Below are 19,757 nucleotides of genomic sequence, written 5' to 3'. Positions count from 1 at the left end.
TTTGGCATGAAGGTCGAGCCGCCAGCGTGCTTCGCAATAGATGCGGCATGTAACAGATTGATGTTGGCCGGCAAGCTCGACCTTGCGGTTTTCTGTTGCAGAATTGCGCGCAAATCGACTGGCCCGGTGCGCGCCTCTTGCCGCGAATCACCCGCTCGGCTAGGTGCAGCCCATGGGAAAAAGGCTTTTGCCGCCTGACAATGGCGGCGGCGATCATATCGAACCGGTCGACCTGAAGAAGGCGCTGGAAGAGCGCTATCTCGCCTATGCTTTGTCGACCATCATGCACCGGGCGCTCCCGGATGTGCGCGACGGACTGAAGCCGGTCCATCGCCGCATCATGCACGCCATGCGCCTGTTGCGCCTCAACCCCGACCAGGGGTTCGCCAAATGCGCTCGTATCGTCGGCGAGGTGATGGGCAAGTTCCACCCGCATGGCGACCAGTCGATCTATGATGCGCTGGTGCGGCTGGCGCAGGATTTTTCGATGCGCTACCCCTTGGTCGACGGCCAGGGCAATTTCGGCAACATCGACGGCGATAACGCCGCCGCCATGCGCTACACCGAAGCGCGTATGACCGACGTGGCCACCGATCTGCTTGCCGGCATCACCGAGGACGCGGTCGACTATCGGCCGACCTACAATGAAGAAGACGAGGAGCCGGTCGTGCTCCCCGGTGCCTTCCCCAATCTCTTGGCCAACGGCTCGTCCGGCATCGCGGTTGGCATGGCGACCTCGATCCCGCCGCACAATGCCGCAGAGCTTTGCGACGCGGCGCTGCATCTGATCGAGCATCGCGATGCGCCGGTGGCGAAGCTGATGGATTTCGTCCAGGGCCCGGATTTTCCGACCGGCGGCATCATCGTCGACAGCCGTGCCTCGATCCTCGAAGCCTATGAGACCGGCCGCGGCGGGTTTCGCGTGCGGTCGAAATGGAACCAGGAAGACCAGGGCAGGGGCACCTGGAGCATTGTCGTTACCGAAATCCCCTATGGGGTGCAGAAGGCGCGGCTGATCGAGAAGATCGCCGAGCTGTTGATGGCCCGCAAGCTGCCGCTGCTCGAGGATATCAGGGACGAAAGCGCCGAGGACATCCGCGTCGTGCTGGTGCCGAAGAGCCGTTCGGTCGACCCAGGCATCCTGATGGAATCGCTGTTCAAGCTGACCGAGCTCGAAAGCCGTTTCCCGCTCAACATGAATGTGCTGTCGCGCGGCAAGGTGCCCAACGTGCTGTCGCTGAAGGGCGTGCTGCAGGAATGGCTGGACCACCGCCGCGACGTCCTCATCCGTCGCTCGAAATTTCGCCTCGGCGAGATCGAGAGGCGGCTGGAAATCCTTGCCGGCTACCTGATCGCCTATCTCAACATCGACGAGGTGATCAGGATCATCCGCGAGGAGGATGAGCCCAAGCAGGTCATGATGGCCCGCTGGTCGCTCACCGACACCCAGGCCGAAGCGATCCTCAACATGCGGCTGCGCGCCTTGCGCAAGCTGGAAGAATTCGAGATCCGCAAGGAATTCGACGGCCTGACCGCGGAGAAGAAGCAGATCGAGGCACTGCTGGCGTCCGATGCCAAGCAGTGGTCGACCATCAAGTGGGAAGTCACTCAGGTTCGCGACAAGTTCGGTCCGGAGACCGAGATCGGCAAGCGCCGCACGCAGTTCGCCGACGCGCCCGAGCACGACCTGACCGATATCGCGCACGCCATGATCGAGCGCGAGCCGGTCACCGTGGTGGTTTCGGAAAAAGGCTGGCTGCGGGCGATGAAGGGCCATCTGGCCGATTTTTCGACGCTGACCTTCAAGGAGGGCGACAGCCTCAAGCTCGCCTTCCATGCCCAGACGACGGACAAGGTTCTGGTCTTCACGACCGGCGGCAAGTTCTACACGATCGGCGCCGACCGGCTGCCGGGCGGCCGCGGCCATGGCGAGCCGATCCGCATCATCGTCGACATGGACAATGACCAGGACATCGTCACCGCCTTCGTCCACGATCCCAAGCGCAAGCTGCTGCTCGCCTCTTTCGACGCCAACGGCTTCATCGTTCCCGAGGAAGAGGTGGTCGCCAACACCCGCAAGGGCAAGCAGGTGATGAACGTCAAGGCGCCGGACGAGGCCAAGCGCTGCGTGCCGGTCACCGGCGATCACCTGGCCATCGTTGGCGAGAACCGCAAGATGCTGGTGTTCGCGCTCTCGGAAATTCCGGAGATGGGTCGCGGCAAGGGTGTGCGGCTGCAGAAATACAAGGACGGCGGCCTGCTCGACCTCAAGCCGTTCACGCTGGAGACCGGTCTCTCCTGGCAGGATTCGGCCGACCGTACCTTCACCCGGTCGCGCGAGGAATTGGCTGAATGGATCGGCGCCCGGGCGTCGGCGGGACGGATGGTGCCTAAGGGATTCCCAAGGACTGGGAAGTTCGGCTAGAAGCTGCCGATCTCCTCCCTCGTGGGGGAAATGGCCGGCTGGCCAGAGGAGGCGCTGTCCCGCCAGCGCATCAAATGGCTGGCTACACCTCTCGCAGTTCTCGGTCCTTAAGGTCAGATCAGGGTTCACGCCCCCCTCTGTCCTGCAGGAGATTCCCCACGAGCGGGGAGATTGGCAGCTGCGCCATCACCATTTGGAGTATCGTCACGATTGCTGCACTATATCGGTGCATAACTGACCGGATGGGCCGGGGAGAACAGGGCGTTTGAAGGAAGCAAAGATCCAGAAGCCGGAACGGCAGCAGCGCCTCTTCGGGCTGTCCACACCGCTTCGTTCGGCCGTCATACCGCCGCTCTCGGCGGCGCGCTGGCTGCTGGTGCTGATCGTTGCCGCCGGCGTCTATTTTTTCCACGGCTTCCTGTTCCCGGTGCTGGCCGCCCTCGTTATCGCCTTCGCCAGCTGGCCGCTCTACCGACGGCTGCTGGTCGGCGTCGGCGGCAACCGAACCATCGCCGCCACATTTGCCATCCTGTTCATCCTGGCCTTCCTGGTGATACCGATCGCACTTGCCGGCACCTACGCCATCAACGAGGTGCGCGAATGGGTCGGCTGGGCGATAGAGACCAACCGCCACGGTGCGGTGACGCCGCACTGGATCGCCACCCTGCCTGTGGTGGGTGAGTGGCTGAACGAGCAGTGGACGACCAATCTCGGCCATCCCGGCGGCATCGGCGAACTGATCCAGCTGGTCAGCGGCGCCAATATAGGCAGCATCTACCGCGGTGCGCTCGCCGCCGGCGGCAGCGCTTTCAGCCTCTTTCTGACGCTGCTGTTCATGATGATCGCCCTGTTTTTCGCCTATCGCGACGGCGAGAATTTCGCCGGCCAGATCGACCGCCTCGGCGAGCGCATCCTGCCCACCCGCTGGGAACGGATCTCGCGCGTCGTGCCGGCGACCATTTCCTCGACCGTGACCGGCATGACGGTAATCGCCATCGGCGAGGGACTGGTGCTGGGCATCGCCTACTGGCTGGCTGGTGTGCCGTCGCCGGTGACGCTCGGCGCGCTGACCGGCGTCATGGCGCTCATCCCCGGCGGTGCGCCATTGTCCTTCACATTGGTCTCGATCTACCTCGCCGCCAGCGGCTCACCGATGGCCGGCCTGGCGCTGTTCATCTGGGGCACGGTCGAGTTGTTCGTCGTCGACAAGACGTTGCGCCCCAAGCTCGTCGGCGGCCCGATAAAACTGCCCTTCCTGCCGACCTTTTTCGGTTTGATCGGCGGCGTCAAGACCATGGGTTTTCTCGGCCTGTTCATCGGCCCGGTGCTGATGGCGCTGCTGGTCGCGATCTGGCGCGAGTGGCTGCGCGAGGTGGAACTGGCCGACGAGATCGTGCCGCCGAATGAAATCGAAGCCGGTCCACAAATCGAGGTCCTGCCCGAACCCAGCGTGGTCAAGAAAGCCAGCGCCTGAATCTCCACTCTACGCCGGATGGTGTACCGCGAGGTCGCCGCGGCGCTTGCGCCCATCATGCAACTGCCAGAGCGAATGGGCGACGAGCGTGACGATCAGGATGCCGCCGCCGATTAGGCTGTTGCGGGTCGGCGTCTCGGCAAAGATCATCCACACCCAGATCGGCGCCAGCACGGTTTCGAGCAGGTAGAACATCGCCACTTCCGGTCCTGAAATGTATTTCGGCCCGGCGGCGAGGCAGAAGAACGAGATGGGCATAATGACGGCGCCGTTGAAGATGATCCACCATGGCGCGTTTACGTGAAAGCCTTCGCCGCTCACCATGAAGGCCGCCAGCCCAAGCGGCAGAAGGACGCCGATCAGCGAGGTGAATCCCATGTCTTTGCCGCTGGCTCGCGAGAGGGTGATGGCCACCGCGATGAAGAAAGCCGAGCACAGCGCCATGAAATCACCGAACAGCTTGCCGCTGCCAACCGAACCGCCGACGATGACCAGCACGCCGAGGATCATGACCAGCATGGCCGCGATCGTCACCGCTCCCGGCCTTTCCCGTAGGAATATCCAGGACAAGAGTGCGGCGAAGACGGTGTTGAAGGCCAGGATGAACACCAGGTCGGCGGTCGAGGTGTGGAAGACCGCGGTAACGAAGGTGATCGAGGTCAGCCCATAGCATATCGCCACGATCAGCCCGGACCAGCCGGGGATAAGCGGCGGGACATTCCGGCTCAGCGCGCGCCAGACCGACCAGATGATCATCGCGGCGATGAAGGTGGTTCCGGTTCGCAGCAAAAGGATGGTCCACGCGCCGCCATCCGCAAGGCGGATCAACGGTATGTCGACGGTCAGTATCAGTCCGCCGATGGCGGTTATCAGAAGGCCCTTCTGGTGATCATGGTGAGAGGACATGCAGGAACTTTCGCAATTGAATTGCAGGCGGCCGGTCGGCGCAAGCGCGCACTCTCTCCAGCCGAGCGGCTGAAAGACCAGCATCCCCTGCCTTGAAACAGTTTAAGCGTGGATCGGGGGAAAACTCAGCGTCAGACCGCTTCGTTGGTATAGCGCTCCCAGCCTTTTGGGCCGAGATGCTCCTGCGGCATGAAGCGCATCTTATAATTCATCTTGCGCGAACCATTGACCCAGTAGCCCAGGTAGACATGGGGCAGCCCCATCGCCTTGGCACGGGCGATATGGTCGAGAATCATGAACGTGCCGAGCGAGCGGCTTTCGAAATCGGGATTGAAATAGGAATAAACCATCGACAAGCCGTCGGCCATCTTGTCGGTGAGCGCCACCGCTATGAGTTCACCTTGGCCTTTGCCGGTGATGAAGGTGTCGGGTCCGCGCCGCCGGTATTCGATCACCTTGGTGTCGACATGGGTATCCTCGACCATCATGGCGTAGTCGAGCACCGTCATGTCGGACATGCCGCCGCGGCGGTGGCGGGCATCGAGATAGCCGCGAAACAGTGAATATTGTTCGGTCGAGGGCTCGGCGTTGTGCATGGCGCCGACGAGGTCGGAATTGTGCTGCAGCACACGCTTCATGTTGCGGCTGGCGGTGAACTCCTGTGCCAGGATACGCACCGACACACAGGCGCGGCAGGTCTCGCAGGCTGGTCTGTAGGCGATGTTCTGCGAGCGCCGGAAGCCGCCTTGCGTGAGCAGGTCGTTCATCTCCGAGGCCTTGTCGCCGACCAGATGCGTGAACACCTTGCGCTCGAACTGGCCGTCGAGATAGGGGCACGGCGACGGCGCGGTCAGGAAGAACTGCGGCGACTGGGTCGGGTGCTGCGTCATCGAGCCTTGGAAACACTCCTTCGAATCGCTCTACCTTTGGCTCCGGCGGCGAAAAATTCAACAGGATTGTGAAGGTGTGGGCAACTCAACACCTTCACATTTGCGCTCAAGGGGGCTGCGGCTTTGCTTCAGGGCGGTTTCAGCGGCCGGTGCGGCTGACGACAGTGCCGAGCAAAAGATCGTGCAGCGTGCGCTTGCGGTCCGAGAACAGGGTCACCAGCAGGACCAGCGGCGACAGGATGACGTTGCCGGCCCAGAACAATACGGAATGGACGACCGCGGTCAGCCCGTCGATGCGGGTGCCGTCGAGACGGTCGAGGCGGATGCCCATCATCTTCATGCCCGTGGTGGCCTGGTCGGCGCTGCCCAACGTGTTCCAGATGTAGAGGATGGCGACTGCCGGCACCAGGACGCCGAACAGCATCCAGCCCAGGCCGAGGGTCAAGAGCCCGAGGAAGAACACCAGGATGGCCACCGGAATGCTCAGCAGGCCAACGATGAGATAGTCGAGCACGAAAGCCAGAATGCGCCTTGTGCGCACGCCTTCAAAAGCCCTGACATCGTCGAGCCGGGTGTTGATGATTTCGCCGTCGAGAACGCGAGCGTTCATGTCATTTCCTCGTAACAGGGGCCTGCTTAGCCTGCGCCACCGCACCAGAAATGGTGAAGGCTCATGGTGGAATCAAGATCGGACCGTTTCGCCGCGGCGCCAGGCGGGACAGAATGGGCTGAGGGTCCGAAGCGGTTGAATTTGCAGCACGGATGGCGTTAGCTTGCTGCGGCGCAACAAGACGCCGAGGGGACGGGGCAATATGGACTACGACATGCTGGTCATCGGCAGCGGCCCTTCCGGCCGCCGCGCTGCCGTGCAATCGGCCAAACTCGGCAAATCGGTGCTGGTGGTCGACCGGGGCCGGCGCCTTGGCGGCGTCTCGGTGCACACCGGCACCATTCCTTCCAAAACGCTGCGCGAAACGGTGCTCAACCTCTCGGGCTGGCGCGAGCGCGGCTTCTATGGACGCGGCTATCGGGTCAAGCAGGATATCTCGGTCGGCGACCTGATCGAGCGCCTGCACAAGACGCTCGACCATGAGGTCGAGGTGCTGCAGCACCAGTTCATGCGCAACACGGTCAAAAGCGCGCGCGCGGCGGTGAAATTTCTGGGCTCCAACAAGGTCAGCCTGACATCGGACAATGGCGACTACAGCGAAGTCGGTTTCGCCAACGCACTGATCGCCGTGGGCACCAGGCCGCATCGGCCGGCCGACGTGCCCTTCGACAAGACCCGTGTCTTCGACAGCGACGAAATGCTTGAACTCGACCGCCTGCCACGCACGCTGACGGTGATCGGCGCCGGCGTCATCGGCGTCGAATACGCCACGATCTTTTCCGCGCTCGACGTACCGGTGACGCTGGTCGAGCCGCGCAACTCCATCCTCGATTTCGTCGACCGGGAGATCGTCGACGATTTCATCCACCAGATGCGCGACCGCGGCATGACGATAAGACTGGGCAGCGCGGTCAAGGAAATCCGCTCCAAGCCGGATGCCGCCGAAGTGGAACTGGCCGATGGCCGCACCATCCGCTCCGAAGTCGTGCTCTACGCCGCCGGCCGCACCGGCAATGTCGGCAGCCTCGGCCTCGACGTGGTCGGCATCGAAGCCGACTCCAGGGGCCGCATCAAGGTCGATCCCCAGACTTTCCAGACCAGCGTGCCCAACATCTACGCGGCCGGCGACGTCATCGGTTTTCCAAGCCTCGCCTCGACCTCCATGGAGCAGGGCAGGGTGGCCGCCTGCCATGCTTTTGGCGTGACCCTGCCCGCGCCGCCGGAGACCTTCCCCTACGGCATCTACGCGGTACCGGAGATATCGACGGTCGGCCAGTCCGAGGAGCAGGTGCGCCAAAGCGGCGGCGCCTATGAGGTTGGCGTCGCGCGCTTCCGTGAGACGTCGCGCGGCCACATCATGGGCGTCGACACCGGCTTCCTGAAGCTGTTGTTCTCGATCGAGACGCGGCGCCTGCTCGGCGCGCACATTGTCGGCGAGGGCGCCACCGAACTCATTCATATCGGCCAAGCGGTGATCAATCTCGGCGGCACGGTCGACTTCTTCGTCAACAACACCTTCAACTATCCGACGCTGGCGGAAGCCTACAAGATCGCCGGCCTCGACGCCTGGAACAGGATGGGAAGAGGGTAGATCAGCCTTCCAACTGCGACAGCAGCGCCAGCATCACGTCGGCAGAGGGCATCGGCAGCACCGCCTCGATTTCCGCCGGCCGCACGCCGGCGATCGCGGCATCGGCGCCGCCGCTGACGGTGCCGAGCGGCCCGCGAAAACCGTGTTTCGACCAGGCAAGCTCTTGCAGCTTTGGGCTGGTCAGCGCCTCCAGCAGCCTGTCGACCGCGGGGTCGACGACGATCAGCGGATGCGCCGAATAGACGGTTGGCCTGGGGTAGAGAATCTCGGGCTTGGCGCCCATGCCGGCCCGCACCCTTTGCCAGCGCGCGGGATCGGCGAGCGCCCATTCCACCAGTTGGTTCTCATAACCCACCACCATCGGCTCGGCGCCGAGACCGCCGGCGATGTACTGGTCGAACAGCTTTCCCGACGAGGACGACTTCAGCCCCATGCTGCGGAAGATCGCCTTGGCCTGGTCGCCGTGCTGGGCAAGCAGTTCCTGGGTCGCCACGTCGCCGCTCATCAAGCTGAGCACCAGGCCGGCGAACATGAAACCGGAGTTGGAGCGGTTGGGATCGGTGGAGACGATGCGGGCGCGGCCATAAAGCTCGTCAATGCCGAGATCGGCCCAGTTCTTGCCGGCCAGAATGGCCTCGAGCAAGGCCTTGAGATCGAGCTGGTTGTAGCCGCCCTTGGCGGCGACCGTGACCAGCCCACTCTTCTTCAGCCCTTCGACTACAGGTCCCCAGGTGTAGACGACGATCGGGGAGTTGAGCACGACCTGGTCGTTGCGGATCGAGACACCGCTCTTGCGCGCGAGGTCGACCATGATCGAGGAAGAGGGCCACAGGAATTGCGGTTTTTGGGTGAGCAATGCCGGCTCGCGCACCATCTCCACGGAACCGGCGACACGCGCATCGAGTTCCAGCCCGTAGCCGCCAAGCGCATGCACGACGTCCGGATCGGCCAGGAATGCCTGCTTCTCGCCGCCGATGAAGCCGAACAGATGCGCTTTGTTGCCAAGATAGCCACGGAACTCGGGACGATCCTTCAGCGTCAAATAGCCGCCGGTGCCGGCAGCGGCGGCACCCAGCAGACCCAGTCCGAAAGCGCGGCGCGAAATGGCCATCAGCGTCCGATATCCTCTTTCAACGACTCCTGAATGAGTCGCAGGTCGACGTCGAGCGTGCCGAGTTCGCTGTCGGCCAGGCTGTCGGCGTAATGCACGAAGGCGTCCTGAAGCTTGGTGATGACGGCGCCGACATTGGCGAGCCGGACCTGGCTGGGTGCACGCCGGTTCGCCAGCGTCGCGTAGCCTTCCGCCACTTCCGCCGCCTGCGGCAGGTAGTAGGTGAGGAAACGCCGCACCGAGGGCGCGGTTTCCGGCTTCGTCTCGACTTTCGAAATCACGTCGGCGGCGATGTCGGACAGGTTCTTCACCTTGGCCTTCATGTCCTTGTCGGCGATCGAACCGGCCGTTGCCGACAGCCGGTCCGCGGCTGGCTGCGCTTGCGCCAGGAGTTCGCGGGCGAAGGCCACTTTGCTGCCGCTGAGCGTGCTGAGGTCGAGCCCTTCGAAAAGCTGTCGCGGCGCCAGCACGAACACCAGTCCGGCAAAGACGAGGGCCGCGATGATGGCCGACACCAGGAACGGGAACTGGGTCAGAAAACCCAAGCCGACAAGCAGCACCGCAGATATCACGCCCGCCGCGATCCAGTTCCAGTCATTGCCGAACAAGCCACGCATCCCGGCAGGCTCTAATTGTAGCCGCGCGCGGCGCGGAAGGCGCCGGCCAGATCGCCGCTGCCATCGAAGACCCGTGCCGACGTCGCCTTGGCGAGACTGTCGAGCTGGCTCTTGTCGGCGTCGCCGAAGGTAACGCCGAAGACCGGCACGCGCACGGCGGCGTTGCGCCAGTGAGCGAGAAACAGGTCCGCGCCGCCATCGGTGCGGCCATCGGTCATGATGACGATGGCCGGGAGGTATTTCGAAAGGTCCGCCGTGGCAACGATCTTCTGCAGGGCCTGGTCGGCACAGGCATACATATCGGTGCCGCCGCCGGCGCGTTGCTGGGCAACGTCCGCCAGCAGCTCGCTCTGGCCCGCCGAGTCGCCTTTCGCCTCGAATGTGTCGCGCACGACAGCGTCGAAAGGCAGCACGAAGATGCGGTCGGACGGCGTCCATTGCACCAGCACCTCGCTTGCCTTTTCCGGCGTGAACAGGAATTGCGCGGCGGCCTGCAACTGTTTCTCGCCCTGGTCTTCCATCGAGCCGGAAAAATCGAAGCACAGCGCCGTCAGCGAAGGCTTGCGCAAGGCCTCCTGGTAGAGGTCGAGCGCCTTGCGGATCACGGCCGGCTCCGGCATGCGGATCGACGTCACCAGCTTGCCGGGATCAAAATTCCAATCCGGCTCGGCGGCGGCCTGGATGGCCGCGCCGCCGAGCGGCAGCCGCCGACCGGTATCGGCGATGCGTTTGCGTGCCGCGTCCGACTGCAGATAGGCGAGAAGGTCGGTGAAGAATTTTTCGACATCGGCTCCGCGTCCATGATCGATGAAACCCAGCGGCGAGTCGCCGACAGCGACGCCGTCGGCCGGATAGATGGCATAGAGCGGCTCGTTGCCCATCTGCTTGAGTTTGTCGTTGGTCTCCTTCAGCGTCGCCTCGTAGTTCCACATCGCGTCGTAGACGGTGCCCTTGCCGGCGCTGTCGACGTAGAGATCGGCGAGCCAGCCCGACGAACCGGACGAGCGCTCGACGCCTTGCAGCAAGGCACTTACCGCATCGTGCACGGCGGGATTGTCGAGGTCGCCCGGCTCGATCACCTGCTTGCCGCCGAGCGCGCTGGACAGCATGGCGAGATAGGCGCTGGCGCCCGAATTGGACTGCGTCGCCGACGTCATCAGGAATTTCAGCTTGCCGTCCTTCACTGCGGCCAGGATGTCCTTCATGAAGACCGGCTTGCCGACCCAGCCGAGTTCGGTGGCCTTGGATTTGCGCACGCCCAGAATCACCGGCATCTGCGCGATCGACGTCAGGTTGCGCACCTTGCGGCCGCTGTCGAACAGGTCGACCCAGACACTGGAGGCCGGCCAAACCGCATCCTTGTCGAGGCCGCCAGGCTTTTGCAGTCCGAGCCCGATGTCGAGCGAGCCTTGATAGGAAATGGTGCAGGTCGCGCCTTGCTTGGCGCAGAATTCCTGGACGATCGGCTCCAGCACCGTATTCTCGGAGCCGGAGACGATCGAGAATTTGACTTGGCTGGAATTGCAGGCCGTCAAAAACATCGCGAAGGCGAGCAGCAGAACGGACGTCAGCGTCTTCGGCATGGCGGTTCCGATCAGGACTGGGTCAGCGCTTTCTTCAAGTCGATCGTCATCTGGTCCATCTGTTTTTCGGCGTCGGCCCGCTTCTGGCGGCCCTCCTGCTGGACTTTCAGCACGCCTTGTACCGTGTCTATGAGATCGCGATTGGCCTGCGCCAGCGTCTCGACGTCGACGATGCCGCGCTGCGCCTGTTCCTCGACCGAAATCGCCTGGTCCTTCATCATTTTCGACGTTTGGCGGATCATCTCGTTGGTTGCGTCGGTCACGGTCTTTTGCAGTTCGAGCGCCGACTTCTGGTTGGTCAGCCCAAGCAGGATGACCATCTTCTGCTTCCATGCCGGCACGGTCAGCGCCGAGGTTGCTTGCAAATTCTCGATCAGCGTCTCGTCGCCCGACTGGACGATGCGGATCTGCGGCAATTGCTGGATGCCGAGCTGGCGCGCCTGCACCAGGTAGAAGATCCGCTTTTCCAGGCGGTCGAGCGCCTGCACGGCGTCCTGATAGGTTTGCGCCTCCAGCGTGCCTCCAGTGTCGCCGCTAGCGGTATCCGCCGCGGCCTTCAGCTTCGGCAACTCGTTGGCGCGGTAGTCATCGACGAATTTCTTGCCGGCCTGCACATAGGCATCGAGCTTGAGGATGGAGCCCTTGGTCTGCTCATGGAGGTCGTCGAGCACGGCAATGTCGCGCCGCAGCGTGTCCTTGTGACGGTCGAGTTCAAGGCCGATGCGATCGATCTGTCCCGCCACGTCCTCGTATTTCTCCTTGAAGCGCTCGAGCCGCGCCTTGAACGAGGAGAACAGGCCGCTGAGGAAACCCTGGTCCTTGAGCGAGGCCGGATCGAGATTCTTGGCCTTCATGATGATGTCGGTCAGGAGATCGCCGGTGTCGCCGAGGTCCCGGTTGCGCAACTGGGACAATATCTTGTCGGCATAGTCGCTGACTGCCTGCTGGGCACGGTCGCCATAGACAGAAATGCCGGCACGGTCTCTGACGTCGATCGTGCTTTCGATTCTGGCGATGTCGGACGGATCGGCTACGATTGCCGGCAATGTCGAAGTGTCGTCGAGCAGAGTGATGCTGTTCTTGTCGGCCATGCAGACTTCCCCTCGGTAACAGCATCTCGATAGGTAATCTGTGACAGTGATATGTCGCCGCTGTGGAAAACGGTAGTCCGAGGCCGTTTTCGGCGGTGAACAGTGCCGTCTTCCGGCCTAGCGTCAAGAAATATCTATTCGGCGGCCTCCCGCACGGCTGGAGATGACCCGGTTCGCAGGAGCAATGGCAGGCACAGCACATAAAGCGCCGCCCCCGCGATCCAGACTGTGCCGGGAAAGACGGTGCGCGTGCGGAAATAGAGCATGGCGATGATGAAGGGCCCGAACACCGAGACCAGGCTGGTCATGCTGGTGAGCACGCCCTGCAGCCGTCCCTGATGGTCGGCGCCGACGCGTGAGGTCAACAGCGACTGCAATGCCGGAGCTCCGATCCCGCCGAGACAGAACAGCGGCAGCAGGGCGAAGGCCATCCAGCCCTGCCAGGCCAGCGCTATCGATATATAGGCCGTGCTGTCGGCGAGGATGGCGATGATCAGCGCTGCTTTCTCGCCCCAGCGCTCGGTGATCGGCCCGGCAACAAAACCCTGGGCTCCAGCATGGAAGAGCCCGAACAGCGCCAACGAGATGCCGACGGTGAACAGGTCCCAGGCGAATTTGCCTTGGACATAGAGCACCCAGATGGTGCCGCCGACTTCGCCGACCAGGGCAAGAACGGCGAAGGCACCAAGCAGCGGCAAAAGGGCCGGGAAAGTCAGCGCCCAACGCAACGGCGCCAGCGGGTTGAAAGACGGCATTTCGCTTGCGCCGCCCGCGCGCTTCGGTTCCGGCAGCAGGAAGAAAGCCAGTACCAGGTTGATCCCGTTGAGTGCTGCCGCAACCAGGAAGGGCGTGCGTAGCCAAACGTCACCAAGCAGGCCACCGAGCGCCGGACCGGCTATGAAGCCGACGCCAAAGGCGGCGTTGAGATGGCCAAAACCCCGAGCACGACGATCCTGGCTGCTGATATCTGCCATGTAGGCGGAAGCTATCGCCATGCTGGCGCCGGTGACGCCCGCGATCAGCCGGCCAACGAACAGCAGCGGCAGTGTTGGCGCGAAGGCCATGAACAGATAGTCCGCCATCGATCCCGTGAGCGAGACGAGCAAGACCGGCCGACGGCCGTAGCGGTCGGACAGGGCGCCGAGCAGCGGCGAAAAAAGCACCTGCATGGCGGCGTAGGCCGACAGGAAGGCGCCAAAAATCCAGCCGATATCGTCGACATGGCCGACCGTGCGCAGCAAGCCCGGCAGCACCGGCATCATCAGCCCGACGCCCACGGCGTCCAGTGCCATCGCCATCAGGACGACGAGATAAGCTCTTTTCACGATCGGACTCAGGAATTTATCGTTGATAAGGAAGGTTTATCACTGATAAATTCACGGCGCAAGCTGGAGGACCAGACGGATTCGCATGAAACTGGACAAGACGATGATCGTCGACGAAGCGCTAGGCTTGCTCAACGAGGTTGGCATCGATGCGCTGTCGACCCGCCTTTTGGCGCAGCGGCTCAAGGTGCAGCAGCCGGCACTCTACTGGCATTTCAGGAGCAAGCGCGCCTTGCTTGACGCGATGAACGAAGAGATCTTGCGGCGCGGCCATCGGCATCGAACACCACGGCTCGGCGAGACCTGGCAGGATTTCGTGCGCAAGAATGCCCGCAGCTTTCGCAGCGCCCTGATTGCCTATCGCGACGGCGCGCGTGTCCACGCCGGCACGGAAGCGGATCCGCAAGAGCTCGGGCACTTCGAGCGGCTGCTGGAATTCCTGGCGGGCGAGGGCATGGCGGCGATTCCAGCCATGGAATTGCTGATGACGGTCGGCCGCTACACGGTCGGCTGTGTCACAGAGGAGCAAGCCGAATATCCGTCAGGTCCGGGGCGTGGCGAAGCGCTGGATGCCGCGGCGCATGATCATCCGCTCTTGCGCGAAGCCTTGGTGCACTACCGTGCCGGCGGACACGAGGCGCTGTTTGAAAGCGGGCTCGCCCTGCTGATCGCCGGGGCAGAAGTTCGAATGGTGGCCGAACGCTGATTGGGCAGCGAGCGGTCGCAAAGGCGGTCAGCCTCCCTGTGCCGCTCCGGCCAGCCATCGCTCGACAATCGCGGCGTCCGGGTCGCCGATTTCGTGGCCTGATGGAACGATCCGGGCGTCGATCTCGCTACCGTGCCGGCTGAGCAGCGTCACCAGCGCCAACGCGAAAGGCCCGTAGGTCTCGTCCGCCGCCCCGGCAATGATCAGCGTCCGTGTGCCCATGAGGTCCGTTGAAGGCACCTTGTCGAGCACCGGCATTGGCCTCAGCAGCGCCGCGCTCCGGACAATGCCGGGATGGAGCAGCATCAGGCTCGAAACCAGATTGGCGCCGTTCGAATAGCCAATGAATGTCGCGTGGGCGAGATCGAGCCCATGGCGCGCGGCGACTTCGCTTGCGAATGCCGCGAAGGCGGCGGTTTCGACACGGATGCTTTGCTGGCCGAAGCGCGTCGGCGTGATTCGCTCGAACCAGCGAAAACCGTCCTCCTGCGGGATGCGGCCCCGTACCGCGATCAGGGTGGCGTCGGGCGCGATGCGCCTCGCCAGCGGCACCATGCTTGTCTCGTCGATACCCGATCCATGCACCAGGAACAGGAACGCGCGGCCGCTTTTGCCGGCACCGAGGAGGCGATAGGGAAAGGCTAGATCCAGCATCAGAGGGCTATTTTCGACACTGGCGCCAGTCATACCACATCCCATTGATTATATGAGGTTTCGCTCAATTTGCCGGCTTCAAAACGCAATATTTTCATGCTCCGCGAAAGTTGATTGAACCAGGCTCATTCCGGCCCGTTTCTGCGCCGATACACTCCCTGTGGGAGAAATCGAAGCGGTGCGTCGGGGGTCGCATTGCTGGACATGAACAACCAGCTTTGAGGCCTTTTGTCGATGACTACCCCTGTTTCGCCAGATCGCGATTTGCGTATCTTGGAACGCGACACGCGTATCGATGTGCTGCGCGCGCTGGCACTGCTCACCATCTTCGTCGACCATGTGCCGGGCACGGCTTTCGAGACCCTGACCTACAAGAATTTCGGTTTTTCGGACGCGGCCGAGGCGTTCGTGCTGATATCAGGCATTTCGGTCGCACTCGCCTACGGCACAAAGTTCCGGCCGGGTGGCCGGCTTCTGGCGACCTTGAAAATGTGGCGGCGGGCCGGCGTGCTCTACGTCGCCCACATCGTCACGACGATGGTGGTGATGGCCCTGTTCTGCGCCGTGGCGGTGTTTGCCAAGCGGCCGGAACTGCTGACGCTCATCAACATCGAGCCCTTGATGAAAAACACGCCGCAAGTGCTGGTCGGCATCGTCACGCTCGGCCATCAGCTCGGCTATAACAATATCCTGCCGGTCTATGCGGCGCTGCTTTTGATGGCGCCGGCGTTCGTCCTGTTCGTCAGCTCCAGGCCCGTCGCGGCGCTTGTCGTGTCCGGCACGCTATGGCTGGTTGCCGGAATTTGGGAGATCGCTCCGCCCAATTACCCCGAGCCCGGTTTCTGGTTCCTCAACCCGTTGTCCTGGCAGTTCCTGTTCAACATCGGCCTTGCCGCCATGCTGCATGTCAGGCGCGGCGGTGTCATTCCGGTCAACCGCTGGCTTGTCGGCGCGGCCGCGACCTATGTGCTGGCGGCTCTGGTGTGGGTGCATAGCCCGCTCTGGGGACAGATAACGTGGTTCAACCTGCCGGTGGTGATCGGCGGCTTCGACAAGACCTTCCTGTCGTTGCCGCGGCTGTTGCACATCCTGGCGGTCAGCTACCTCGTCGTCGCCCTGCCGACGGTGTCAAACCTGTTCCGCACCAGCCCCGACCATCCGCTGGCCATACTGGGCAAAAGATCGCTGCCGGTCTTCATCGCCGGCACGGTGATCGCCATGGTCGCGCAGGTGATGAAGCTGATCAATCCGGGCGGGCTCGTCTATGACAGCCTGCTGATATCGGCCGGCATCGCCATGCAGTTCGCGCTCGCCTTCTATCTCGAATGGCTGTCGACCATCGGCGGTTCGGGCAAGGCCCGCACGGCCCAAACGGTTCCCGCGCCGGTTCGTGCGCCTTTGGGGACTGCCATGGCAAGAGCCAATCGGTAGGCGGTTCGGCCGTGCGGTTCAGCCGCGTGGCGAAGCCGTCGAGGCTCGCACGATCAGTTCGACCGGCAGTTGATGCCGGCTGACCGGCCCGTCGCTCTCCAGGATCGCCCTGACGGCAAGGCGGCCCATCTCGGCAATCGGCTGGGCGATCGTGGTCAATGGCGGCTCGGACACCGCTGCTTCCGGAACACCGTCGAAGCCGACGATGGAAACGTCGTCAGGCACGCTCAGCCCGCGTGCGCTCAGCCATTCGAGCGCCACCAGGGCTATTCTGTCCGACATGGCCAGAATGGCGGTGGGCGGCGTGTCGGAGGCGAAGATGGTCTCGAGCCCCGCCTTCGTGCTCGCCACGTCGTTGGCGGTCTCGTAGACAGGCACTTTGGTTATGTCGACGCCAACCCGCGAAAGCTCCCGGAGATAGCCGGTGAGGCGGTCGCGCGTTCCGGCATAGGTCGCCGCCCGAACCTGTTCGGCCGAAACAAGGCCCGTCCTGTTGTCGGCGAAGGGCAGGGCCATGACGGCGAAGCGGCGATGGCCGAGATCCGTGAGATGGCGGGCCGCCATGCCGGCGCCGGCGATGTTGTCGACTCCGATCGCGGCGACCGAGCCGTCCTCGGAGTCGAGGTCGAGCGCGACGAAGGGCAGCTTGCGCTCACGTGCCAACTCCACCAGGCGCGAGCCACCTTCGATGCAAAAGACGATGAAGCCGTCGACCAGAGCGCTCTGGATGTTCCAGGCAAGCTGCTCGTTGTTGGCGGCCGAGACCAGGGAAATGCCGGCTCCGGTCGCATCGCAAGCTTGCGAGATGCCCGCCATCATGACGCGCGCAAACGGATCGTCGAAGAAATAGGAGAGGGGCTCGGCGGTGGCCACGCCGATGGCGTTGACCTTGCCGGCCCGCAGCAGCCTGCCCTTTGGATCGGGGCCGCCATAACCCATTGCCTCGGCCGCGGCGCGAACCCGTTCGCGGACTTCCTCGCGCACGATCTCGGGGCGGCTGAATACGTTGGACGCGGTGCCGTGCGAAACACCGGCGGCCTTGGCGATGTCGGCCAGCCGTACGGGTCGTCGATTGCCTGCGGTGAGTGACGCCATTTGTGCGTGCCTCCTGACATCCATGTAGCACGTTCTTCCGCCGCATCTAGTATTTTCGTTGGATCGATTCAAATTTTGCTTGACCTGCGCCGGTTTCGATCCTAGATTTGAATCGATCCAAGTGGCAGCTTGTTCTGTTGAATAGCCAAAAAGGGAGGAGCGCCATGCATCCCGTCAACTACCTGTTCGCCGACATCTACCGCAACGACTGGAATATCGGGTCAGCCACCAACAAGGCTAGGCATCGTGGTGAGACGGGCCCATGGGTTCGCGATCTTCGCTTCTTGGTGGCGCGCAAGCGGAGCTGATCAAACCGGCTTTTTCGCGCCCGACGATTGGATCGATTCAAAGACAAGGAGGATGAGTCATGCATCCCATCAAGCATCTGTTCGAAGATATCTACCGCAACTACTGGGGCATCGCACCGGCCACCGAGCGACCGGAAGCGCGACGGCGGGTGAAACCTGCTGTTGGCGGCCGTGCCCTTTGGGTCCGCCCGGAACGCCGCCGGGATTGACCTCAAGCAATCATTTCAGGGTCGTGGACGTGCCACGGCCGAGATCGCTATCGCCAGCCAGCCTGCAATGAGCAGGGTGCCGCCGATCGGCGCCGACATCGGAAACAGCCTTGAGCCCCAGAAATCGCGGGCGAGAAGATCGCCCGCGAAGAGGAGCAGCCCGGCGAGCAGAACGAGGCTGGCGATGCGCAGCCAGCGGTTCGCGCCGATAAGGCCGATGGCGAGGAAGACCGGCGCATGCATCAGCAGGAACGACGCGGCGGTGCCGGTAAAGGCGCCGCCGCGGTGGGCGGCGGCCGCCGAAAGCGCCACCCCCGCCGCGCCGACGAGGCCGCCGGCAAGCACGAGGAGGCGGCTGCCGTTTGGATCGGGGTTCATGGCCGGCGTGCTCCTTCTTTCTTCAGCAAGCGTCAGGGCTTGCGCGCTTCCAGCGCCATATGCCGCGTCCGCCGCGACTGGACGATCCAGTTGTAGGCCGCCCCGAGCGCCATCAGCACCGACGTGCCGAGAAACACCGCCGGCATGCCGAAATGGCCGCCCACAAAACCGCCGGCCAGTGGCCCCGCGACCTGTCCGACATACTGCGCCGAGATCGCCAGGCCAAGCACGTTGCCGCCAACGCCGTCGGGGATGTTGTGCCTGATGACACTGGTGATGCAGGGCAGGAGGCCGCCCAGCGCCAGGCCCATCAGGAAACGCAGGCCGATAAGCTGCCAGCTATTGGTGACAAAAGCCTGCGGGATAAGCAGCAGCGCCGAAACCGCCAGTGCTCCCACGACAACGTTCCAGTGCCCGATCCGGTCCGCGAGCTTGCCGAGCCAAGACGCCGAGAGGATGGTGCCCAGCGCGGCGGCCGACATCACAACGCCGGCGACGAGCGTCACCCTGCTCCGGTCCTCGATGAGCTGCTGCACATAGACGGTGATGATCGGCTCGATCGACATTGTGGCGAAGGCGAGCAGCATGCCGGTGGTCAGCATGGCCACGACCGGGCGCTTGTCCGGGATCTGCGACCAGCCGCTTTTCGGTTTTGCCGCCGACACCGGTTTGGCTGGCTTCGGACGCGGGCTCTCCTTGATGAGGAAGGTCGTTGCCAGGAAGGCGAGGAAGATCACACCGCCTGACAAGAGGAAGGTGGCGCGAATGCCGATCACCGGCGGCAGCACGCCGCCCAACAGGGGACCGACCAGCGAGCCCGCCGTAATGCCCGCCGACAGCACGCCAAGCGCCCAGCCGGAACGCTCCTTCGGCGTCTGCATGGCCACCAGTATGGTTGAACCGGAGGAATAGCCGCCCGCGAAGCCGATCAGCAGGCGCAGCAGAACCAGTTGCCAGACCGTCTCGACCATGCCCGTCAGCGACATGCAGATCGCCATGCCGAAGGAGGCGCGCACCAGCATCACCTTGCGCCCGTAGCGGTCACCCAGGCGCCCCCATAGCGGCGCTACTGTGGCCGCGGCGAAGAAGGTGGCGCCATAAGCGACGCCGGACCACTGCACGATTGCCGCGTGGCCCTGTGCGCCGAGCTGTTCGACATAGAGCGGCAGGAATGGCAACAGCAGGGTCATGGCGATGAGCGTGCTGAACGAGCCCGCGAAACAGACCGCGAGATTGCGCCGCCAGTGAATGTTGTAGCCGCTTTGCTGCGTGTCTTCCTGCGTCATGCCCTGCCTGCCCGGTATCAGCCCTTGTTGCGGATACCATTTTGGGATACAAATTGGTCTCCGTCAT

At 63.3% G+C, this 19,757-nt stretch carries 19 protein-coding genes; 7 read left to right on the top strand and 12 right to left on the bottom strand.

Going from position 1 to position 19,757, the window contains the following annotated elements:
- Nucleotides 1-172 precede the first annotated feature (172 nt).
- On the top strand, nucleotides 173-2,425 hold the full coding sequence (parC, locus tag FJ527_RS17485; protein WP_140617081.1) for a DNA topoisomerase IV subunit A: 2,253 nt from the start codon (nucleotides 173-175) through the stop codon (nucleotides 2,423-2,425).
- A 265-nt stretch (nucleotides 2,426-2,690) separates the two neighbouring features.
- Complete coding sequence (locus tag FJ527_RS17480; protein WP_015318277.1) at nucleotides 2,691-3,899, top strand: AI-2E family transporter; 1,209 nt, start codon at nucleotides 2,691-2,693, stop codon at nucleotides 3,897-3,899.
- Between the two features lie 9 nt (nucleotides 3,900-3,908).
- On the opposite strand, the gene FJ527_RS17475 is transcribed toward FJ527_RS17480, so the two are convergent.
- The 3 genes from FJ527_RS17475 to FJ527_RS17465 form a co-directional block, all read right to left on the bottom strand.
- A complete protein-coding gene (locus FJ527_RS17475; RefSeq protein ID WP_041163860.1) occupies nucleotides 3,909-4,805 on the bottom strand; it encodes a DMT family transporter in 897 nt (298 codons plus the stop codon).
- Nucleotides 4,806-4,936: 131 nt separating this feature from the next.
- Complete coding sequence (locus tag FJ527_RS17470) at nucleotides 4,937-5,695, bottom strand: arginyltransferase (protein ID WP_015318275.1); 759 nt, start codon at nucleotides 5,693-5,695, stop codon at nucleotides 4,937-4,939.
- Nucleotides 5,696-5,834: 139 nt separating this feature from the next.
- Nucleotides 5,835-6,305 (bottom strand): RDD family protein, encoded by a 471-nt coding sequence (locus FJ527_RS17465; protein ID WP_015318274.1) that lies wholly within the window; start codon nucleotides 6,303-6,305, stop codon nucleotides 5,835-5,837.
- A 202-nt stretch (nucleotides 6,306-6,507) separates the two neighbouring features.
- Here FJ527_RS17465 and sthA point away from each other — a divergent pair, with 202 nt between their 5' ends.
- Nucleotides 6,508-7,896 (top strand): Si-specific NAD(P)(+) transhydrogenase, encoded by a 1,389-nt coding sequence (sthA, locus tag FJ527_RS17460; protein WP_015318273.1) that lies wholly within the window; start codon nucleotides 6,508-6,510, stop codon nucleotides 7,894-7,896.
- 1 nt (nucleotide 7,897) lies between these two features.
- Here the strand turns inward: sthA and FJ527_RS17455 are convergent, their stop codons facing one another.
- The 5 genes from FJ527_RS17455 to FJ527_RS17435 all read right to left on the bottom strand — a co-directional run bounded on the left by FJ527_RS17455 (nucleotide 7,898) and on the right by FJ527_RS17435 (nucleotide 13,596).
- A complete protein-coding gene (locus FJ527_RS17455; protein WP_140823679.1) occupies nucleotides 7,898-9,007 on the bottom strand; it encodes a hypothetical protein in 1,110 nt (369 codons plus the stop codon).
- Nucleotides 9,007-9,624: a 5-bromo-4-chloroindolyl phosphate hydrolysis family protein gene (locus FJ527_RS17450; RefSeq protein ID WP_140823678.1), complete on the bottom strand. Its 618-nt coding sequence runs from the start codon at nucleotides 9,622-9,624 to the stop codon at nucleotides 9,007-9,009. The genes FJ527_RS17455 and FJ527_RS17450 overlap by 1 nt, the downstream gene beginning before the upstream one ends.
- Nucleotides 9,625-9,635: 11 nt before the next feature.
- Nucleotides 9,636-11,165 (bottom strand): substrate-binding domain-containing protein, encoded by a 1,530-nt coding sequence (locus FJ527_RS17445; RefSeq protein ID WP_246677733.1) that lies wholly within the window; start codon nucleotides 11,163-11,165, stop codon nucleotides 9,636-9,638.
- A 53-nt stretch (nucleotides 11,166-11,218) separates the two neighbouring features.
- The gene (locus tag FJ527_RS17440) at nucleotides 11,219-12,298 is read right to left on the bottom strand and encodes a toxic anion resistance protein (protein ID WP_140617075.1); all 1,080 of its coding nucleotides are present in this window, start codon (nucleotides 12,296-12,298) and stop codon (nucleotides 11,219-11,221) included.
- A gap of 134 nt (nucleotides 12,299-12,432) precedes the next feature.
- Nucleotides 12,433-13,596: a TCR/Tet family MFS transporter gene (locus FJ527_RS17435; protein WP_140787701.1), complete on the bottom strand. Its 1,164-nt coding sequence runs from the start codon at nucleotides 13,594-13,596 to the stop codon at nucleotides 12,433-12,435.
- A 112-nt stretch (nucleotides 13,597-13,708) separates the two neighbouring features.
- Here FJ527_RS17435 and FJ527_RS17430 point away from each other — a divergent pair, with 112 nt between their 5' ends.
- Nucleotides 13,709-14,329 (top strand): TetR/AcrR family transcriptional regulator C-terminal domain-containing protein, encoded by a 621-nt coding sequence (locus FJ527_RS17430; RefSeq protein WP_140617074.1) that lies wholly within the window; start codon nucleotides 13,709-13,711, stop codon nucleotides 14,327-14,329.
- A 27-nt stretch (nucleotides 14,330-14,356) separates the two neighbouring features.
- Here FJ527_RS17430 and FJ527_RS17425 read toward each other — a convergent pair whose 3' ends face one another.
- Nucleotides 14,357-15,016, bottom strand: coding sequence for an alpha/beta hydrolase (locus FJ527_RS17425; RefSeq protein ID WP_140823676.1), 660 nt, complete (start codon nucleotides 15,014-15,016; stop codon nucleotides 14,357-14,359).
- Nucleotides 15,017-15,217: 201 nt separating this feature from the next.
- On the opposite strand from FJ527_RS17425, the gene FJ527_RS17420 reads away from it, so the two are divergent.
- Nucleotides 15,218-16,414, top strand: coding sequence for an OpgC family protein (locus FJ527_RS17420; protein ID WP_140823675.1), 1,197 nt, complete (start codon nucleotides 15,218-15,220; stop codon nucleotides 16,412-16,414).
- An 18-nt stretch (nucleotides 16,415-16,432) separates the two neighbouring features.
- Here the strand turns inward: FJ527_RS17420 and FJ527_RS17415 are convergent, their stop codons facing one another.
- Nucleotides 16,433-17,509, bottom strand: a complete 1,077-nt coding sequence (locus FJ527_RS17415) for a substrate-binding domain-containing protein (RefSeq protein ID WP_015318270.1) — start codon at nucleotides 17,507-17,509, stop codon at nucleotides 16,433-16,435.
- A gap of 164 nt (nucleotides 17,510-17,673) precedes the next feature.
- Here FJ527_RS17415 and FJ527_RS29320 point away from each other — a divergent pair, with 164 nt between their 5' ends.
- The gene (locus tag FJ527_RS29320) at nucleotides 17,674-17,817 is read left to right on the top strand and encodes a hypothetical protein (protein ID WP_015318269.1); all 144 of its coding nucleotides are present in this window, start codon (nucleotides 17,674-17,676) and stop codon (nucleotides 17,815-17,817) included.
- A gap of 59 nt (nucleotides 17,818-17,876) precedes the next feature.
- Entirely contained in the window at nucleotides 17,877-18,026 is a 150-nt protein-coding gene (locus tag FJ527_RS29315; protein WP_015318268.1) for a hypothetical protein, read from the top strand.
- 15 nt (nucleotides 18,027-18,041) lie between these two features.
- Here FJ527_RS29315 and FJ527_RS17410 read toward each other — a convergent pair whose 3' ends face one another.
- Together FJ527_RS17410 and FJ527_RS17405 are read right to left on the bottom strand one after the other, a co-directional pair.
- Complete coding sequence (locus FJ527_RS17410; protein WP_015318267.1) at nucleotides 18,042-18,404, bottom strand: DUF423 domain-containing protein; 363 nt, start codon at nucleotides 18,402-18,404, stop codon at nucleotides 18,042-18,044.
- Between the two features lie 32 nt (nucleotides 18,405-18,436).
- Nucleotides 18,437-19,690: an MFS transporter gene (locus tag FJ527_RS17405; protein ID WP_140823674.1), complete on the bottom strand. Its 1,254-nt coding sequence runs from the start codon at nucleotides 19,688-19,690 to the stop codon at nucleotides 18,437-18,439.
- Between the last annotated feature and the right edge of the window lie 67 nt (nucleotides 19,691-19,757).

It is taken from the genome of Mesorhizobium sp. B2-4-18 (genome assembly GCF_006441385.1).
In the GTDB taxonomy this organism is placed as follows: Bacteria; Pseudomonadota; Alphaproteobacteria; order Rhizobiales; family Rhizobiaceae; genus Mesorhizobium; species Mesorhizobium australicum.
The sequence above is the reverse complement of the archived record's forward strand: the minus strand, read 5'-3'. Positions and strand labels throughout refer to the sequence as shown.